At 62.1% G+C, this 18,503-nt stretch carries 15 protein-coding genes and 1 riboswitch; of the genes, 9 read left to right on the forward strand and 6 right to left on the reverse strand.

Annotation, left to right across the window (positions count from 1 at the left end; all coding sequences use genetic code 11):
• Positions 1–80: 80 nt before the first annotated feature.
• Entirely contained in the window at positions 81–1,445 is a 1,365-nt protein-coding gene (gabT, locus tag P3G66_RS09220) for a 4-aminobutyrate--2-oxoglutarate transaminase (protein WP_007727077.1), read from the forward strand.
• Between the two features lies 1 nt (position 1,446).
• Entirely contained in the window at positions 1,447–2,892 is a 1,446-nt protein-coding gene (locus P3G66_RS09225; RefSeq protein WP_042922728.1) for an NAD-dependent succinate-semialdehyde dehydrogenase, read from the forward strand.
• 52 nt (positions 2,893–2,944) lie between these two features.
• Here P3G66_RS09225 and dszD read toward each other — a convergent pair whose 3' ends face one another.
• The 3 genes from dszD to P3G66_RS09240 all read right to left on the reverse strand — a co-directional run bounded on the left by dszD (position 2,945) and on the right by P3G66_RS09240 (position 5,324).
• Positions 2,945–3,523, reverse strand: coding sequence for an NADH:FMN oxidoreductase DszD (gene dszD / locus P3G66_RS09230; RefSeq protein ID WP_003941189.1), 579 nt, complete (start codon positions 3,521–3,523; stop codon positions 2,945–2,947).
• Positions 3,524–3,731: 208 nt separating this feature from the next.
• The gene (locus P3G66_RS09235; protein ID WP_065351875.1) at positions 3,732–4,205 is read right to left on the reverse strand and encodes a YbaK/EbsC family protein; all 474 of its coding nucleotides are present in this window, start codon (positions 4,203–4,205) and stop codon (positions 3,732–3,734) included.
• Positions 4,206–4,220: 15 nt separating this feature from the next.
• Positions 4,221–5,324 (reverse strand): membrane protein, encoded by a 1,104-nt coding sequence (locus tag P3G66_RS09240; RefSeq protein ID WP_003941129.1) that lies wholly within the window; start codon positions 5,322–5,324, stop codon positions 4,221–4,223.
• A gap of 126 nt (positions 5,325–5,450) precedes the next feature.
• Between P3G66_RS09240 and P3G66_RS09245 the strand changes: the two genes are divergently transcribed.
• The 3 genes from P3G66_RS09245 (at position 5,451) to P3G66_RS09255 (ending at position 10,009) form a co-directional block, all read left to right on the forward strand.
• On the forward strand, positions 5,451–6,035 hold the full coding sequence (locus P3G66_RS09245; RefSeq protein ID WP_037129354.1) for a TetR/AcrR family transcriptional regulator: 585 nt from the start codon (positions 5,451–5,453) through the stop codon (positions 6,033–6,035).
• Positions 6,036–6,080: 45 nt separating this feature from the next.
• Positions 6,081–6,254, forward strand: a riboswitch (M-box (ykoK) riboswitch).
• A gap of 347 nt (positions 6,255–6,601) precedes the next feature.
• Positions 6,602–9,295 carry a magnesium-translocating P-type ATPase gene (gene mgtA / locus P3G66_RS09250; RefSeq protein ID WP_276116421.1) on the forward strand — a complete coding sequence of 898 codons (2,694 nt, stop codon included), beginning with the start codon at positions 6,602–6,604 and terminating at the stop codon, positions 9,293–9,295.
• A 9-nt stretch (positions 9,296–9,304) separates the two neighbouring features.
• On the forward strand, positions 9,305–10,009 hold the full coding sequence (locus tag P3G66_RS09255; protein ID WP_058039275.1) for an MgtC/SapB family protein: 705 nt from the start codon (positions 9,305–9,307) through the stop codon (positions 10,007–10,009).
• A gap of 84 nt (positions 10,010–10,093) precedes the next feature.
• Here the strand turns inward: P3G66_RS09255 and P3G66_RS09260 are convergent, their stop codons facing one another.
• Complete coding sequence (locus P3G66_RS09260) at positions 10,094–11,104, reverse strand: NADP-dependent oxidoreductase (RefSeq protein WP_276116422.1); 1,011 nt, start codon at positions 11,102–11,104, stop codon at positions 10,094–10,096.
• Between the two features lie 173 nt (positions 11,105–11,277).
• Here P3G66_RS09260 and P3G66_RS09265 point away from each other — a divergent pair, with 173 nt between their 5' ends.
• Positions 11,278–12,840 carry an MFS transporter gene (locus tag P3G66_RS09265; RefSeq protein ID WP_276116423.1) on the forward strand — a complete coding sequence of 521 codons (1,563 nt, stop codon included), beginning with the start codon at positions 11,278–11,280 and terminating at the stop codon, positions 12,838–12,840.
• Between the two features lie 75 nt (positions 12,841–12,915).
• On the opposite strand, the gene P3G66_RS09270 is transcribed toward P3G66_RS09265, so the two are convergent.
• Both P3G66_RS09270 and P3G66_RS09275 read right to left on the reverse strand, forming a co-directional pair.
• Positions 12,916–13,704 (reverse strand): SDR family NAD(P)-dependent oxidoreductase, encoded by a 789-nt coding sequence (locus P3G66_RS09270; protein ID WP_276116424.1) that lies wholly within the window; start codon positions 13,702–13,704, stop codon positions 12,916–12,918.
• Between the two features lie 88 nt (positions 13,705–13,792).
• Positions 13,793–14,827: an extracellular solute-binding protein gene (locus P3G66_RS09275; protein ID WP_276116425.1), complete on the reverse strand. Its 1,035-nt coding sequence runs from the start codon at positions 14,825–14,827 to the stop codon at positions 13,793–13,795.
• A gap of 199 nt (positions 14,828–15,026) precedes the next feature.
• Between P3G66_RS09275 and P3G66_RS09280 the strand changes: the two genes are divergently transcribed.
• The 3 genes from P3G66_RS09280 to P3G66_RS09290 all read left to right on the forward strand — a co-directional run bounded on the left by P3G66_RS09280 (position 15,027) and on the right by P3G66_RS09290 (position 18,502).
• Complete coding sequence (locus tag P3G66_RS09280; protein ID WP_276116426.1) at positions 15,027–16,349, forward strand: FAD-binding protein; 1,323 nt, start codon at positions 15,027–15,029, stop codon at positions 16,347–16,349.
• 279 nt (positions 16,350–16,628) lie between these two features.
• Positions 16,629–17,663 (forward strand): substrate-binding domain-containing protein, encoded by a 1,035-nt coding sequence (locus P3G66_RS09285; RefSeq protein WP_276116427.1) that lies wholly within the window; start codon positions 16,629–16,631, stop codon positions 17,661–17,663.
• A 77-nt stretch (positions 17,664–17,740) separates the two neighbouring features.
• On the forward strand, positions 17,741–18,502 hold the full coding sequence (locus tag P3G66_RS09290) for an SDR family oxidoreductase (protein ID WP_276116428.1): 762 nt from the start codon (positions 17,741–17,743) through the stop codon (positions 18,500–18,502).
• Position 18,503 lies beyond the last annotated feature (1 nt).

An 18,503-nucleotide genomic window follows, 5' to 3' on the forward strand; every position in this document is an offset into this window, starting at 1 on the left:
CGGGTATCCATTTCGGCAGTGCTTGCGATGCTTCGCGCGTCGCATACTCGAATGCAATACACAACCGAGAGGGTGGTCACATGAGTGCAATCGAATACCGGCTTCCGCAGGAGCGTCGCATCGTCACGGAGTTCCCGGGCCCGCGCTCGGCTGCGCTCGCCGAACGCCGTAAGAAGGTCGTCGGCGCCGGCGTCGCATCCACCCTCCCGGTCTACGTCGCCGACGCAGACGGCGGAGTCATCGTCGACGTCGACGGCAACTCGCTGATCGACCTCGGTGCCGGTATCGCGGTGACCAGCGTCGGCGCCTCCAACCCGGCCGTCGTGTCCGCAGTTCAGGATCAGGTCGCGCACTTCACCCACACCTGTTTCATGGTCGCTCCGTACGAGGGCTACGTCGAGGTCGCCGAGCGTCTCGCCGAACTCACCCCCGGTGACCACGAGAAGCGTTCCGTGCTGTTCAACTCCGGCGCAGAAGCTGTCGAGAACGCAGTCAAGATCGCCCGTCACGCGACCGGTCGCGACGCAGTCGTCGTCTTCGACCACGCGTACCACGGCCGCACCAACCTCACGATGGCACTGACGTCGAAGTCCATGCCGTACAAGAGCGGCTTCGGTCCGTTCGCCCCCGAGGTCTACCGCGTCCCGATGTCCTACCCGTACCGCGAGGGCCTCAATGTCGACGGCTCCAAGATCACCGGTGAGCAGGCCGCACAGCGCGCCATCACGATGATCGAGAAGCAGGTCGGCGCTGCCAACACGGCCGCCATCCTCATCGAGCCCATTCAGGGTGAGGGTGGATTCATCGTTCCCGCAGAAGGATTCCTCCCGACGCTCGTCGCGTGGGCCAAGGAGAACGGCGTCGTCTTCATCGCCGACGAGGTTCAGGCAGGCTTCGCTCGTACCGGCGCCTGGTTCGCCAGCGATCACGAGGGCATCGTGCCCGACCTGGTCACGCTCGCCAAGGGCATCGCAGGCGGCATGCCGCTCGCCGCTGTCACGGGCCGCGCCGAGCTCATCGACGCCGTCCACCCCGGCGGCCTCGGTGGCACCTACGGCGGTAACCCCGTCGCCTGCGCCGCTGCATTGGCGTCCATCGACCAGATGCGTGAGCTCGACCTCTGTGGCCGCGCACGCACCATCGAGTCGACCGTCGTCGGCCGAATGAACGCACTGGCAAAGGAACTCGACGTCATCGGTGACGTTCGCGGTCGCGGCGCGATGCTCGCCATCGAGCTGGTCAAGCCCGGTGGGCAGGAGCCGGACGCCGACATCACCAAGAAGATCGCCGCCGAATGCCTCGCTGCCGGCGTCGTGATCCTCACCTGCGGTACCTACGGCAACGTCATCCGTCTGCTCCCGCCGCTGGTCATCTCCGAAGAGCTGCTCGACGACGCGTTGACCGTCCTCGAGACCGCTATTCGCACTGCAGCACAGGGGAACTGACATGTCCAACGTCTCGGATCTTCTCGACTCGGTACCCAAGGGTCTCTGGCTCGGCGGCAAGCTCGTCCCGGCCGAGAAGACCTTTGCGGTCTACAACCCGGCAACGGGTGAGGAACTCGCCCAGGTAGCCGACGCCACCGCTGCCGACGGTATCCGTGCGCTCGACCTCGCCGCTGCGGCGCAGGAAGACTGGGCGGCCACTCCGGCACGTGTACGCGGCGAGATTCTGCGCACCGCCTTCGAATTGCTGCACGCCCGCGCCGAGGACTTCGCGCTGATGATGACCCTGGAAATGGGTAAGTCGTTGGCAGAGAGCCGCGGTGAGGTCAACTACGGCGGCGAATTCCTGCGCTGGTTCAGCGAGGAAGCAGTACGCATCGGTGGACGTTTCACGCAGGCTCCGGCCGGCAACGGTCGCATCCTGGTCACCAAGGAAGCCGTCGGACCGGTCCTCGCGATCACCCCGTGGAACTTCCCGCTCGCCATGGGCACACGCAAGATCGGACCGGCGCTGGCTGCCGGTTGCACCATCATCGTCAAGCCCGCCGAGGACACGCCGCTGACCATGCAGCTCCTCGGTCAGGTGTTCGCCGATGCCGGTCTGCCCGACGGTGTGCTCTCGATCCTCCCGACGTCCGACGCGGCCTCCATCAGTGGACCGCTGATGGAAGATGCGCGTCTGCGCAAGGTCACCTTCACCGGCTCCACTGGCGTCGGAAAGTTGTTGGTGCGCAATGCTGCTGACAAGCTGCTCCGCACGTCGATGGAACTCGGTGGCAATGCGCCGTTCATCGTCTTCGACGACGCCGACATCGACGCAGCTGTCGACGGCGCAATGCTCGCGAAGATGCGTAACGGCGGCGAGGCCTGCACCGCGGCCAACCGCATCTACGTCGCCAACTCGGTGCGCGAAGAGTTCACCGACAAGTTCACCGCCAAGGTTGCGGCCTTGAAGGTGGGCGCCGGTGACGCCGAGGGCACCAACATCGGACCGCTGATCAACACCAAGCAGCTCGCAACCGTCACCGGACTCGTCGACGACGCGGTGTCCAAGGGCGCTCGCGTTCGCACCGGTGGATCGGCACCCGAAGGCCCCGGCTTCTTCTTCACCCCGACCGTTCTGGATCAGGTGCCCGCCGACGCGCGCCTGCTGAAGGAAGAGATCTTCGGACCCGTTGCGGCAGTGGTCGGTTTCGACACCGAAGACGAAGCGATCGCGGCTGCGAACAACACCGAATACGGCCTCGTGGCGTACTTCTACACCCGCGACATCGACCGTGCGATGCGCGTCTCGGCCAAGCTGGACACCGGCATGGTGGGCGTCAACCGCGGCGCGATCTCCGATGCTGCCGCGCCGTTCGGTGGGGTGAAGGAATCGGGCTTCGGCCGTGAAGGCGGAACCGAGGGTATCGACGAGTATCTCGATACCAAGTACGTAGCGCTCTAACTTGCTGTGCGCCTTTATTAACCGCGGGCGGTTAATAAAGGCGCACAGTTGTCTATTGACCTAACGGAGTCGGGCGGTAGTACTTGCCCTCGTGGTAGAGCAGGGGCGCGGCAGCGGATTCGTCGTCTTCTTCGGCGTGAACCCGCGTGACGAGTCCGATGACCAGCGTGTGGTCGCCGACAGGGATCAGCTGGTCGACCTTGACGCGCATCCAGCTGGGGGTGCCGTGCAGCACCGGCTCCCCGGTGTCGAGCACTGCCCACAGTGACTCGTCTGCAAAGCGCTGATCGGCACTACGCGCAAAGCGCTGGGCCAGATGCTGCTGATGTTCGCCGAGAAGGTGGATCACCAAGGACTCGGCTGCCTTGAGTGCATTGATGCTCGACGACGTCTCCGCGATGTTGAACGAGACGAGCGGCGGCTCGAGGGAGACGGACGAGAACGAGGTGGCGGTGAAACCCACCGGGCCGGTACCCGAATCGAGGGTCACGACGGTGACACCGGCGGGGTGGCGGCGAAGCGCAGCGCGGTAGTCACCGGCGCAGATGCCGGTGGACAACTCGGGCGTCGCTGCTACTTCGGGGACGTCGGGGGTGGTGTGGCTGGAAACGGCATTCGGCTTGTCAGACAACGGGAACTCTCCGGCTGGAACTCGAGGTGTGCGGTGTGGTCGAGGTGACTGCGCTCGGCATACACAGACAGGCGTCGGTGCGGCACAGATCTACGTGCCGTCGACGCCAGTGGTTGCCGGCCGGGGTCCTGGTTGCAGTGCACATGGTGCGTCCAACTATAGGTGGACGCACGTCTGAGTGGTTTCGGACCGGGTTGGCTGAAGTGCTTCAGTCCATGTCGACGGCGAGGCCGGCGGTGATTCGGAGGAGTTCGGAGTACGTCGTGCGAAAGACGGTGTTGGGGTGCCCGGCGGCTGCCCACAACTCGGGGTACTGCTCGAGGGCGGTATCGACGTACGTCGGCAGGTTGGTGGGATGCCCGAGCGGAGCGACCCCACCGATCGGCTGGCCCGTTGCCGACTTCGCCATTTCCAGCGGCGCCCGCGTGAGCTTGCCTTCGAGGCGTTCGCCGGTGGCTTTCAGATTGACCTGATGTGCGCCGGAGACCAACAGTAGGACCGGATCGTCGTCGAGAAGGAACACGAGCGACTTGGTGATCGCGCCTACCTCCACCCCGACGGCCGCCGCTGCCTCGGCCGCGGTGTGCGTGGCTTCGGGCTGCGTGACGATGACGCCGTGGTGACCCCGTGAGATCAGTGTTTCGGCGACGTGCGAGGCGTTGGGGTGGAGGAGGCTCGTCATGAGTTCAGACTAGGACTAGTCGGCGTTCGCCACAGCTGGAGTCGGCGTCGTGTCGGTGGACTTTCGGTTGCGACGGATCGTAAAGCCGAACAGCATGACCGCACCGATCAGTGCGTACAGGAAAAGCGTCAGAGCAGGCTGGCCGACGCCGACGTTGTTGAAGTAGACGATGCTCCGCACGCCTTCGGTGCCGGCGCCAGGTGTGATCCATCGGCCGATGGCGGCATAGAACGAGGGAATCACGTTGGAGCCGAATGCGCCTCCCGCACTGGGATTGCCGAGAATCACGAAGACGGCGATAGCCAGCGGGACTGCCAGAACGCCGATGGCAGCGCGCAATCCGAGTGTGAACATGGCGGTGCCGAACACCACGGCTGTTCCCAGGATCCACAGCGGGAACCAGTGGCCCGCGAAAGTTCCGAGTACGTGTGAGGTAATGAGGGCGCCGAGAGCTCCCGAGATGATCGAGTAGATCGCGATCACGCCCGTGTGTGCGCTTGCCTGGCGGAGAGTCTTCGGCGCACCGATGAACAGTCCGATGGCTGCCGCGAGGAGATAGCCGCCGACGACCCAGCCGACCGAGAGGTAGAAGCCCGAGAGGCCGCGGTTGTCGTGGGCTCCGACGGGGATCTCGTCGCGGACGACGAACTGTCGGTCCTGTGTCGCCTCGACCTTCGTGAACACCGCTTCGAGTGACGTCGCGATGGAGCTGCCGCCTGCGCTCGCGGTGATCAGGGTGTCCGGCCCGGCCGGGTTGATGACAAACGCGCCCTGGATCTCTCGGTCGTTGATCATGCGGCGAGCGGTCGCCGTGCTGTCGACCACCTGAGCGTCGAGCGGGCTGCCGTCGATGGCGTTGAGTTTGTCGGCGATCTGCTGATCCATGCCGTCGGGTGTGCCCTGATCGGCGATGACCGCGATTTCGATGTCTCGCGGAGTCGGCTGATGGAAGGCGGCGACGTAGCTGAGGATGAAGCCCATCTGCAGCAGGAGCACGCCGACGAACAGCGCGGCCATCACCTTGGGTGCGCCGTATTTCACCAGCAGATTGTCGTGGTGGTGTTCGTCGTGGGTGGAGCTGTTGTCTGGTGCGGCGTGTGCCGGATGCGTAGTGGTCACGAAAGAGTCCTGATCTTGTCGAAAGTAAAGAGCTTGTCAATACCCGAGGTATTGAATACTCTAGGTATCGTGACTGAATCTCGTCAACCGGACTGGACGCCGGTAACCCGCCCCGGACGTGACGTGGTGCGGCAAAGACTGCTCGACGCTGCGGCGGAAGAGTTTGCGGAGCGCGGATTCAGTGCCGCACGTCTCACTGAAGTTGCTCGCCGAGCGGGCTTCACCAAGGGGGCTGTCTACTCCAACTTCGAGTCGAAACAAGATCTGTTCGCCGAACTGTTCGCGCAACGGTCTCTCGAACTGGCCGGCCGGGTGCTCGCCGAGATCGCCGGGATGAACCCGTCCGACGCGGCGGGCAAAGGTGGCGAGGCCATTGCCACGTGGATGGTCGACGACCCGGGGTGGTCGCTTCTCGTCCTCGAATTCGGAGTGCTCGCCGGGCGTGATCCGCAGATCGCTCAGGCGTACTTACGTGAGCGTCGCCACTTGCGCAGCCAACTCGTGGAGTTGATCGGCGAACGTGCCCGTGAATGGGGAGTGGACGATTCCTTTGACGTGCGGACAACCGCAATCTCGTTGATGGCGTTGATATCCGGGCTCGTTCTCGAACACTCCGTGGATCCGGAAGAGGTTGATCAGAGTGTCATGGGTGCCGCCGTGACGGCACTCTTCGCCGGCGCCGTCGCACGGGCAGGATTGTCCGCCGTCTGAGTTGCTCGGTTGACAGGCAACAGATTTGAGAACTACCCTCTGGGTGCAGTACCTCGTTAGGTGAGGCTTCTGCACGAACACAGGCCACTGATCTCACGACGTCGAGAGACGCCCAAGGTTAGGACAGATCTCCCCGGCTTAAGGGGTGATCCAAAGTGGCTTCCCGTTCTTGATCGGGACACGTCGTGCAGTGCCAAAACTCGGACGTGGAGGTGTTTTCGCAGCTTGATGCCGGTTTCTTCCGGCGAAGGCGAGAGTACGTCGATATTCGGTTCTCCTGGCGTGTGCTGTGCGCATGTACTTGTGTGGCGTCATCGGACGCCCCGAACTTTCAGGAGGTGACCATCGTGGACGACCCGCCGAGTCGATATTCGACCCATCCTTCTGGTCTTGCCGACGATGCTCACCCCGGTCTTTTGCTCTTCAGTCACTGACTCTTTGCATCCTCGGCTTCATCTGCGCGGCGTTGCCGCGACCGCTGACGACTTCCATTGTCGCTCAGCGCATTCTGCTGCCCTCATGCACTGGCATGGTCCGGCGTGTTCAGGCAGCCGAGGAGATTCGTCATGTCATTTTCCGTTCTCGCATTGCGGCCACGGCCCACGAGAAACATTGCACAACAAACACATTCAACAGTCCTGGCAAAGGAAAGCGCACAGGAATTGGTCGACTTCTCGGCCTCGGACACGCGCACCGTTCTCGCGGATCTGACCACGACGGCCAACGGCCTTCGTGACGATCAGATCGACGATCTTCGTCGGCAATACGGGCGCAACGATGTCCGCCACGACCGCCCGGCGCCGGCAATCGTGCAGTTCGCGGGAGCCTTCAAGAACCCGTTCATCCTGATCCTGGTATTCCTCGCCCTGATCATGGTCGGGACCGACGTGGTCTGGCCGGACCCCGAGGACGGTCCTTCCTACGAGGGCATCATCACTCTCGGGTTGATGATCTTTGTCAGTGTCTCACTGAGGTTCTGGCAGGAATACCGTTCGAGCCGCGCCGCCGAGGCGCTCAAGGCGATGGTTACGACGACCGTCGCGGCCACCCGCAAGATCAACAACACCGTGGTCACGGCTGAGATTCCGATCGAGCAGTTACTGCCGGGGGATGTAGTCCAGCTTGCCGCCGGCGACATGATCCCGGCCGATGTCCGCATCATCCGGGCCAAGGATCTACAGGTCAATCAGTCCATGCTCAGCGGTGAATCGATGCCGGCCGAGAAGTCGGCGGACCCGTCGTCGGGGATCGACGTCGATCGGCTGCTCGAAGCCGAGAACATCGGGTTCATGGGTACTTCCGTCGTGTCGGGCAGTGGCACCGCCGTCGCGGTACACACCGGCAAGCGGACCTACTTCGGTGCCATGACAGCACAATTGGCGTCCAAGCGGCCCGAAACCAGCTTCGACATCGGGGTGCGCAGCGTCAGCTATCTGCTGATCAAGTTCATGCTGATCATGGTTCCCGCGGTGTTCATCATCAACGGGCTGACCAAGGACTGGAGCCAAGCACTACTCTTCGGCGTCGCCACCGCCGTGGGGTTGACTCCGGAAATGTTGCCGCTCATCGTGACGGCGAACCTGGCCAAGGGTGCGCTCCACATGTCGCGCAAGAAGGTGATCGTCAAGCAGATCAACGCGATTCAGAACTTCGGTGCCATGGACGTTCTGTGCACGGACAAGACCGGAACTCTCACCGAGGACCGCATCGTTCTCGGTGAGCATCTCGATACTGCCGGACGTAAGTCCGAGGACGTATTGCGGCTAGCGGCGGTCAATTCCGTGAATCAGACCGGATTGCGCAGTCTTCTCGACGACGCGGTGATCGAGGCCGCCGGTCCCGAAGTGGTCGAGGAGATCTCGCGTCGGCACGGGTTGGTGGACGAGATTCCCTTCGACTTCAAGCGCCGTCGACTCTCCGTGGTGGTCGACCACGGAGACGCCGATCTGATCGTAACCAAAGGTGCAGTGGAAGAGCTCCTTTCGGTCTGTGAATCGGTGGAACTGGACGGGGTGACCCACCAATTGACACCGGGATGGCTGGCCCGAGTCGACCGTCTGGTCGCGGAGCTGAACGGTCAAGGCAAGCGAGTGCTTGCGGTGGCAACCAAGACAGTCGTCGAAGAGCAGCGCCGCGAGTACTCGACGGCCGACGAAGAGGGCATGACCCTGGTCGGTCTGCTGGCCTTCCTCGACCCGCCGAAGGAATCTGCGGCCGGGGCGATCGAAGCCCTCGCGAGCCACGGAGTCGCGGTCAAGGTAGTGACGGGTGACAACGAACTGGTCGCCGAAACCGTCTGCGGCAAAGTCGGTATCGACGTGGGGACCGTGGTCTCCGGCGCCGAGATCGAAGCGTTGAGCGACGACGCCCTCGACGAGTTGGTGCAGCGGACAACCGTATTCGCGAAGACGGATCCGATGCAGAAGGCACGCATTGTCGAATCGCTGCGCCGGGTCGGCCACACGGTTGGTTTCCTCGGTGACGGTGTCAACGACGCACCCGCACTGCGGGCTGCGGACGTCGGCATCTCCGTTGACACAGCGGCGGACATCGCCCGCGAATCCGCGGACATCATCTTGCTGGAGAAGGACCTCGGTGTACTCGAACAAGGAGTCATCGAAGGGCGTCGTACCTTCGGAAACATCCAGAAGTACATCAAGATGACTGCGTCGTCGAACTTCGGGAACGTCTTCTCGGTGCTCGTCGCCAGCGCCCTGCTGCCGTTCATCCCCATGATTCCCGTAGTTCTGTTGTTGCAGAACCTGATCTACGATCTCTCGATGCTCACGATCCCGTGGGACCGCGTCGACGACGACTTCCTCGCGAAGCCCCGCAAGTGGGAGACCAAGAGCCTGCGCCGGTTCATGGTGTTCATCGGCCCGATCAGTTCGATCTTCGACATCTCGACCTTCGCGCTGATGTGGTTCGTGTTCGCTGCCAACTCTCCCGAGCATGCAGCGCTGTTCCAATCGGGTTGGTTCATCGAGTCATTGATCTCGCAGACGCTGATCGTTCACATGATCCGCACCCGCAAGATCCCGTTCATCCAGTCGCGTGCTTCGCTTCCGGTACTGCTCAGCACGGGCGCCGCCTGCGTCTTCGCACTGGTGTTCCCGTTCACGTCCTGGGGTCATTCCCTCGGGTTGGTTTCACTGCCGTGGAACTACTTCCCTTGGCTGGTCCTCACTCTCGCGGCATACTGCGTCGTCACGCAGGTGGCCAAGGGAATGTTCATCCGTCGATTCGCGACCTGGCTCTAGGAGTTCACCGTGGAAATCCACGTCATCCTTGTGCGGATAGCGCTCGGGCTCGTCCTCGGCGCTGCCGTCGGGATCGAAAGGCAATGGCGCGCAAGGATGGCGGGTCTGCGAACTAACGCGTTGGTGAGCTTGGGTGCGACGCTCTTCGTCATCATGGGCGCGTACGGGTTTCAGGGCCCGGACGCTGATCCGACGCGCGTCGCAGCGCAGATCGTCTCGGGGATCGGTTTCCTCGGTGCTGGAGTGATCATGAAGCAGGGTGCGTCGGTCACCGGCCTGAACACTGCCGCCACTCTGTGGGCCACGGCCGCAGTCGGCGCACTGGCAGGAGGCGGAATGTACTGGGTCGCGGTGTTCGGGGCCGGCGCAATCATGTTGGCGAACACGCTGTTGAGGCCGTTGGGTCGGATGATGGATCACCAGCCTGCCCGAACCGGACGCGAAGAACCACCCGCGGACTACACCTTCGAGGTGACCTGTCACGGCGACGCCGAAGCTCACATCAGAGGTCTTACCGTGCAGTCCGTTTCGAGGCCGGAGTTCCAGCTCCGGTCAGTGCAGTCCTTCGACATCCCGGACAGCGACCGCGTACGAGTGGTCGCCGAACTGGCCGCCGCGGAGCGTGACGACGGACTCCTGGAATCCGCCGTCAGCCGGCTTAGCCTGGAACCGTTGGTGACTCACGTTCGCTGGGAGGTGGAACCGTCGAAGTAGTTTCGCAGGCCAGACTCTCAAATCCAGAATTGCGGAGGACTCGTACCGGCACGGCGTACTATGCCAACGTGGGAGCAGAGCTCCCTACAGTCGGCACAGAGTCTTTCCGGTGTTGTTGCCATTGAGCATTCCGACGAGCGCGGTGGGTGCTAGGTCGAGCCCCTCGAATACTGTCTCCTGGTACGTCATCATGCCTTTGGCGAGGTAACCGCCGACCTCCGAACGTACGTCCGCATACAACTCGTCATATGCCCCTGCGCGGAACCCTCTCATTTGCAGGCTCTTTGCGGTGATCTGGAAGAGATTCGTTGGCCCGGGCGTGGGGGAAGATGTGTCGTAGGTCGAGACGGCCCCACACATCGCGATGCGGCCGCCTGGCCGGAGCTGATCGAGGGCTGCGCCCAGATGATCGCCACCGACGTTGTCGAAGTAGGCGTCGATACCGCCGGGGACGGCTTCGGTCAGTTGCGTCTTCAAATCGCCGGCACGGTAGTCGATTGCATGGGGGGCGCCTAGTACGCTCCTGAGATATTCGACTTTCTCCGGGCCGCCTGCGGAAGCGACAACCGTGTTGCCTCGCAGCACTGCCAATTGCACCGCAATGCTTCCGACGGCGCCGGCTGCTGCCGAAACCCAAAGTACATCATCGTTTTTGAGCTCGATGATCTTGAACAGCCCTACGTAGGCGGTCAAGCCGGCACTGCCTAGTGGCCCAAGGTACCACTGCGGGGGAAAGTCGCCCGGAGTGATCTTCGTTAGCCCGCCTGCACCACCGAGCGTTTCGCCGTCTGCGGTAACCACCGCGTAACTGCGATATCCGAACATGTGGGAAACCATGTCGCCGGCAGTGAATCCCGGACTTCGAGATTCGACGACAGTGCCGATGGCCAGGCCGACCAGTGGATCTCCGGGATCCAGGGATCGTAGATATCCCGAAGGCGTTGTGGCGCTGAGCCGCAGTCGAATCGACGGATCTATCGAAAGCCAGGTGTTTCGGATCAGGACCTCACCCGGCGACAAGGTAGGCACGTCGGCATCGATGATCGTGAAATGTTCCGGCGCTAGAGGGCCGGACGGACGTGTGGTCAGGCACACAACTCGATTGTGAATGGCGATGATCCTTCCGGATGGCTGAATCTTGTACGGACAGGCAAGGGAACCCGGTGCAAGGCAAATATTGCGGAAACTTTCACGGCGGATTCTAAACTGAATTAAGTTCAGTGTAGCATTCATGGATCGAGAGGAACGCTATGGATAGCGATCGGCCAGTGAGTATCTTTGCGCCACTGCGCATCAGGCGACTCCGCATGATGCTTGGCTTCCAACTGTGCGCAAGCGTCGGAGTATGGATTCTGGTACTTGCAGTGCAGTGGACGTTCACCGAAACCGGGGAGTCTGCGACGACGGTGTCGATGGTTCAGTTCGCCGCCAGCTTGCCGTTCTTCCTGTTGGCGTTGCCGATCGGCGCGATGGCCGAGTTCGTCAGCCATCGCCTACTGCTCGTCGGTACCGCAATGGTGTTGACTGCATCGACGATCCTGCTGGCGGTACTGCAGCAGTTGGGCTTGGCGAAAACTCCGATTTTGATGCTCGCGGTCTTCGTCGCCGGGGCAGGTCTGGCGTCCGTCGCTATTGTCTGGCAGGCGTTGCTGCCCAACATGGTCAGCCGCGAAATGATGGCGGTGGTTCCCGCGATCGACGGCGCCGTCTTCAATGGCGCTCGCGCAGTCGGGCCGGTTATCGGCGGTGCCGTACTCGCCGGATGGGGCTCGACTTCGGCTTTCGCCTTGACTGCCGCTCTGTTCGCCGTCTGCGTCTTCGTCTCGGCACGGGCGGTACCCGCATCGACCGGGCGGGTCGAAGTGCACAATTCGATAGGCCAGGCGGTGGCAGGAAGCGTGCGCTTCATTCGCCATTCCCGCTGGACCAGGCGATTGCTGCTGCGACTGACCATGTTCGGGATCCCGGCGAGTTGTCTGTGGGGGCTTCTGCCGCTGGTCGCGCATGATCGGTTGCAGGTGAGCACGTTCGGGTTCGGAATCCTCTCCGGCGCAATCGGAATCGGCGCCGTGCTCGGTACGATCCTGCTGATGCCGCTGCGCGCGCGGATGAGTTGGAATCACTTCGTGGCGCTAGGCTCGGGTGCCTATGCGCTCGTTCTGGTCGGTTTGGTCGTGATCCCGTGGGTCAGCGCGATGTTTGCCGTTCTTGTAGTGGTTGGCGCGGCGTGGGTCGGGGTTCAGAGCACTTGGATGATCGCCGCCCATGCCGTGGTTCCCCGATGGATCAAGGCGCGAGTTATTGCCTTCGTCATGTTGATGTTTCAGGGTAGCCAGGCGATCGGCGCCCTGTTGTGGGGTGTCCTCGCCGACTCACTCGGCCTTGTTCCCGCCGTGCTTCTGGCCGCAATGTTGATGGTCGTTTCGGTGTTAGAGACACTTCGCCGCGGGATCATGCCTGGTGAGGCGATTGCCCCCGAACTGACCGGGGCGCCGTATCCCCTGGCCCCTGATGTCGAATACGCCGGTCTGCGCGTGATCGTCGAGACTACGTACCGCGTACTCCCGGGCGGTGCGGAAGGGTTCCTCGAGCGCGTGCACGAACTCAAACTCTCACGGCGCCGCCTTGGTGCCCTGCGCTGGAGTGTGTCGCGATCGGCAGACGAACCCGATATCTACGTTGAGCATTGCACGTTCCGTGATTGGTCTGAGTACCTCGCTCAGGAGACCGAGCGACTGACCGTTCCGGAGAACCGGGTGCGGACGAAATTGGCCGTATATCTTGCCCGAGTTCCGCAAACCCGAGTACTCATCGAGCCGAAGTTGTTCTGACAATGCCGTGATGCCCGGTTCTGCACGCCTTCGAAAGGCGTGCAAAATCGAGCATCACGATGGAACGCGTCCTGATCAGACGGTGAATCTACCACCGTTGCTCAGAAGCACGGCCCCGACGACGTTGGCGGCACCCGGCGACGCCAGGTACAGGATGTTATCTGCCAATTCCTCGGCGGTTGCGTAACCGCGAAATCCGTCCTGTGTCATCGCAGCACGAAGGTTGGCTGGAGTGCGGCTGGCCATCCCCGTGTCGACCGGTCCCGGAGCGATCGTATTTACCCGGATGCCAAAGGGTGCAACCTCTTTGGCTACAGCCTGGCTCACCGCATGAACTGCGGCCTTCGAAGCTGAGTAGTGTGGGTAGCCGACGAGCGTGTCGAACGCCGAGGACGAGCCGACCGTTACGATCGCGCCGCAGCGGGCCGGTTTCATCGCCCGGACTGCTTCACGAAGTATGAAGAACGTACCGTCGAGGTTGATCGACATGACGCGTCGCCAATCTTCGTCCTCGAGGTGCGTGAGAACGTCGACCGGTTCATTGCGCTCAGCTGCCTCCCAGATGCGCTGTTTGCTCTTCGGGTCGTCGACGCCGGCGGCATGGACGACGACGTCAACCCGCCCTTGCTCGGCGATCACTCTCGCGAACGCCTGAGCCACCTGCGCCGAATTGCCGACATCCAGACCGATGGGCTGGCCGCCGACCACAGACGCTGCCACCTCGGTTACCGCAACTTCGTCGATGTCGCACAGATACACCGCCACTGCGCCCCGGTCAGCGAGCAGGCGTGCTGTGGCAGCGCCGATTCCGGAACCTGCTCCGGTTACCACTGCGACCTGGCCCTCGAACTGCCGATCAGACATCGAATACACCTTTCAGTCCCGTCGATCCGCTTGGCGGCCACGGGTATCACGAGTAGAACGCGTGCATATGGAACGGTTGTCAAGCAGATCAGTTGAGCAGGGCTTCGAGCTCGTCGCGGTAACGAGCGGCGCCGTCACCCGTGGTCACCTCGGTGTTCTGATCGGGAACCTCTTGAGCATTCGCGATCGAACCTTCGATGTCGGGCAACACCGAGCTGTAACCGACCGACGTGGCCTCCTGGCCGGGTCGAGTGACCATGAAGTCGGCCAATACCTGCGCAGCATTCGGGTGCGGCGACGAGCCGAGAGTCAGACCGTACCAACGCGCACCCCAGATATGCTCTCCGGCAGACCATTCAACCGGTGCCCCGGACTCCTTGGATGCCAACATCGGATCGGCCATCAAGCCGGCGGCGATCTCACCGGAAGCGAGTGCCTGAGCGAGCGGCTGATTGCTCGGATAGATCCGCGGGTTCTGGTCGGCAAGCTTCTCTAAATACTCCCTGCCGCCGTAGTACTTCTCGATGTGTGAGTAGAAGTCCAGGTATGTCGGTGACGTTGACGGACTGACGATTCCCACCTTGCCCTTGAGTTCCGGAGCGAGAAGATTTGCCGGGGACGAGACACCGCCGGGCAGCTGGTCGGTGTTCCAGCCGAATCCCAGGATCACTGCCCCTTCGAGGAAGTACTTGTCCGAGACGATGCTTGTATCTCGGCGATAGTCCGGGTTGTCGAAACTCGGCCCGATCGGCTTGGTCGCCTTGTCTGTATCCTTACCAGCATTCATCCACGACACGTCGGTGATCACCGCGAGGTCTCCGATTCCCTTGCCGGACTTGCTTTCGGCATCGATCTTGGAAAGCAGATCCGAATCGACTCCGCGGACGACCTCGAGATCGATTGCGGGATAGGCTTTTTCGAATGCAGTTTCCAGGGCTGCGAGTCGAGGCGCCGCCTGGGTCGAGTAAATCGTGACCTTTCCCTCGTTGTTGGCCGCAGCGACGACGTCGTTCCACGAACCCGAGACCGGCTCTGACGGGGCTGCGGGAGCATTGCTGCACGAGGTCGATGCGAGCGCAACCGCGGCAAGAGTGACGGTTGTTCTGACAAGCTGACGGATCACGTGCGCCACTTCCGTTTCTCGAACCTGCTGAAACAAACTTAATTCACTTCACTTTAGAGTGGCGCAGCCCACAGTGCAAGCAGGATGCGGAGAACATCACTCATTGACTCGCCGCTCGACGCACTTCTACTGTAATCAAATTGAGGTCAGTTCAATTCGCACCAAGGGCGCTCACGGGCGCCGGACAATTGGAGTCACGTTGAGTAGCAATGAATACGATCTGCTGGTAATCGGGGCTGGAATGGCCGGATTGACTGCTGGGGCAAAAGCTTCCGCAGCAGGCAGGCGAGTGTGCTTGATCGAGATCAGCGCCGACGTCGGAGGGTCGGCGCGATTCGCTGGATACGCCTGGAGTGCACCGAATCACGACGTCATGGCCGAACAGAACCCGAGGGGCGACGAAGCTCTCAAGCGCCACCTCGTCGACAGCTTTGATGTCGGTGTCGAGTGGATCCGCTCGATTGGCATTGACGTCGACGCGGCGCAGCCCATTCTGAGCTTCGGCCGCGGGCACAGATTCGACACCAATCACTACGTCGACACTTGCAAGCGAATCGTCCTTGACGCCGGCGGATCGGTCGTGCTCGATACCGCGACCGAAGGGCTCCTGTTCGAGGACGGTGCCGTCCGCGGCGCCGTGGTACGTACGGGTGCCGAGCCCGCGCGCGAGATCCGGGCCGACCAGATCCTCTTGGCGACCGGTGGATTCCAAGGCAACAAGGAATTGCTTGCTGAACACGTACACCCGGACGCAGGCCGGATGGCCTTGCGCTCGAACCCACACAGTTGCGGCGAAGGTTACCGCCTCGCGATCGAGGTCGGCGCGTCGACCGGCGTCGAGGATGCCGGCTTCTACGGGCATCTGATTCCGAGCGGTGTTGAACTTGCCGATCCCGCAGACTTCGTCGACATGTCGCTGTACTACAGCGAGCATGCTCTTCTCTTCAGCCTAGGCAACGAACGGTTCGTCGACGAAACGCTCGGCGATCACCTCACCACGATGGCTCTTCTCGAACAACCGCAGGGCCGAGGCCTGCTGATTGCCGACGCGCGCGTGCACCGCGACTGGATGGTCACGTCGTATGTCGAAGGCGCTGTAGCCGTTGACAAATTCGAACTTGCCAGCAAGCGTGGTGGCAGGGTCGGCTTGGCTGAGGACCTCGAGGACCTCGAGTTTTTGCCTCAGGAATGGGGATACGACGGCGCCGCGATCGCTGCGCAGATCACGGCGTTCAACGAGGCTGCCACCCAAGGTGCGGAATTGGTGCCTGGTCGCGAATTCGATCGCACCCCTCTGTTGGAGGCGCCCTATTACGTGATCGAAACGGTCCCCGCAATTACCTTCCCGTTCCACGGAGTCCGGATCGACACACAAGCCCGGGTTCTGGATGCTGCCGGACTGCCCATCCCCGGATTGTTCGCGGCCGGCTCCGACACGGGCGGATTGTGGAACCGGGCGTACGCCGGCGGCCTCGCGTCGGCGCTGGTATTCGGTCTGTCGGCTGTCGGCGCATTCGCCTGAATCGTTCCGCCGGGTGTAGGAGCGAGCTGCGTTCCAGATATTTTCCGAGATTGACATTTCCGTGATTGACATCACAAGCGCTGAGTACTACCTTCGAACTGACATCAGTTCAGTTCGCGAGTGAGGGTTTCCGATTCGGTAGCCCTTCGCCCGAGACCAAGGCGCGACTACACACCGCACAGGGTCAGCGTCGGAACTCCCGACGCGAGAACATCTCTCACTGGACTGCCAACGACATGTCGATCCGTCGACGTCCGACGGCATGCCCGAAAGGAAGTCATGAAGTCATTCGTCCGCACCCTGGTGGCGCTGAGCGCCGCCGCAGCCATCGTCGGCATCTCGGGATGTAGCAGTAGTGAACCCGCGTCCGCTGCGGTCGACGGCAGCTGGGAAGATGTGGTCGCTGCAGCGAACCAAGAGGGCAAGGTGATGCTCTATTCGAGCCAGAAGCCGGCCAACCTCGATGCGCTCAAGGTCGCATTCCACGCTGAGTACCCGCAAATCGAATTGGAATACGTTCGCGGTACCGATCCGGATATCAATCCCCGGGTCGAGACCGAACACAAGATCGGCAAGGGTACCGCCGACGTCCACATGCTCACCGACTCGGCATGGATCCAGAACGCTGCCAAGTCTGGTACCTATTCCGCCGAATTGTTAGGGCCTGCACTCGAAGCCCCCGAATTCGATCCAGCGGCTAGCGTGCTCGACAATCGGTTCTTCCTCACCAGCGCGGCCGTCTTTGCGCTCGGCTGGAATACCGATGCGGTACCGAACGGCCTGAAGACACCGCAGGACATCCTCAACCCGGCGTATCGCGGGAAGATCGGCATCGTCAACCCGGTGGGGATCGCTTCGTACGTCGACATGTATCGGCACTTCGCGAACACATACGGGGAGGACTACTGGAACAAGCTTGCGGAGCTGCAACCCCGCATCTACCCGAGCGCGCTCGGCGTGGCCCAGGCCCTGACGTCCGGCGAGATCGTCGTCAGCCCCTCGGTGCAGCCGCTGGTGACCGAAGTGAACTCAGGCGCGCCTGTCAACTGGGTGCTGCCGCAACAGCCGTGGGGAACCCCTTGGTACTCCCACGTTTTGAACACGGCGCCGCATCCGAACGCCGCCCAGGTATTGGCCAACTTCCTGGTAACTGACGCAGGTCAGACCGCCCTCAACGACGGATACGCTGCCGCACTCCCGAATATCCCTGGGGCTGTCGCCCGGGCTCAGGACATCGCTTTGCCCAATCCCGAAGACTTGACACCGGAAAAGGTCGAGCAGTACTCCCAGCAGTGGCAAAGACTCTTCCAGTAACACCGAAACATGGCTCCGCAGAACGTAAGCGCCAATCAACAAGTGGAAGGCTGACCTTGAACCACCTCACGGATTCGATGCGGGGGACGAACATTCTCGTTACGGGAGCATCCGGCGGTATTGGCGGGGCCAGCGCCGAACTGTTCGCTGCGCACGGCGCAACCGTTTACCTTACCGATGTCAACGACGACGCCGGCCGCGCATTCACTGCAACATTGGGCGCGAACGCGTATTACCGCCATCTCGACGTGACGAGCGAGACTGACTGGGCCGACGCCACTGTGGCGATGGCGGCGGCCGGCCACGATATGACGGTGCTGGTCAACAGTGCCGGAGCTGCGATGAAGGCGACTCTGGCAAATACATCACTCGACCAGTTTCGTCGGATGCTCGACCTGAATCTTGTCGGCACATTCCTGGGGCTGAAGGCCGCAGCCGCGTCAATGGCAGATGGTGGGTGCGTCATCAATCTCGCATCATTGCGTGGAGTACTCGCGACCGCCGAGTTGGGTGCATACGGCGCAGCGAAATTCGGGGTTCGAGCCCTGACCAAAGTGGCCGCACTCGAGCTTGCTGACCGCGGTATCCGCGTCAATTCCGTCTGCCCCGGCAGCATCGAAACCGAAATTACGTCGGTATCGGACTTCGCCAACGACGACGTCGAAGCGTATGTGCGCAGCATTCCGATGCAACGCCGTGGCGCGCCGAGCGAGGTCGCGAGGGTCATTCGTTTCCTGGCCACTGACGACAGCAGCTACGTAACCGGAACCGACATCCTCGTGGACGGTGGCCAGGCCGCCGGTGTTCGTACCCCCAAAATCTCGAACGAGAAAGTATAGA

The organism is Rhodococcus sp. C3V, from assembly GCF_029269915.1.
In the GTDB taxonomy this organism is placed as follows: Bacteria; Actinomycetota; Actinomycetes; order Mycobacteriales; family Mycobacteriaceae; genus Rhodococcus_F; species Rhodococcus_F qingshengii.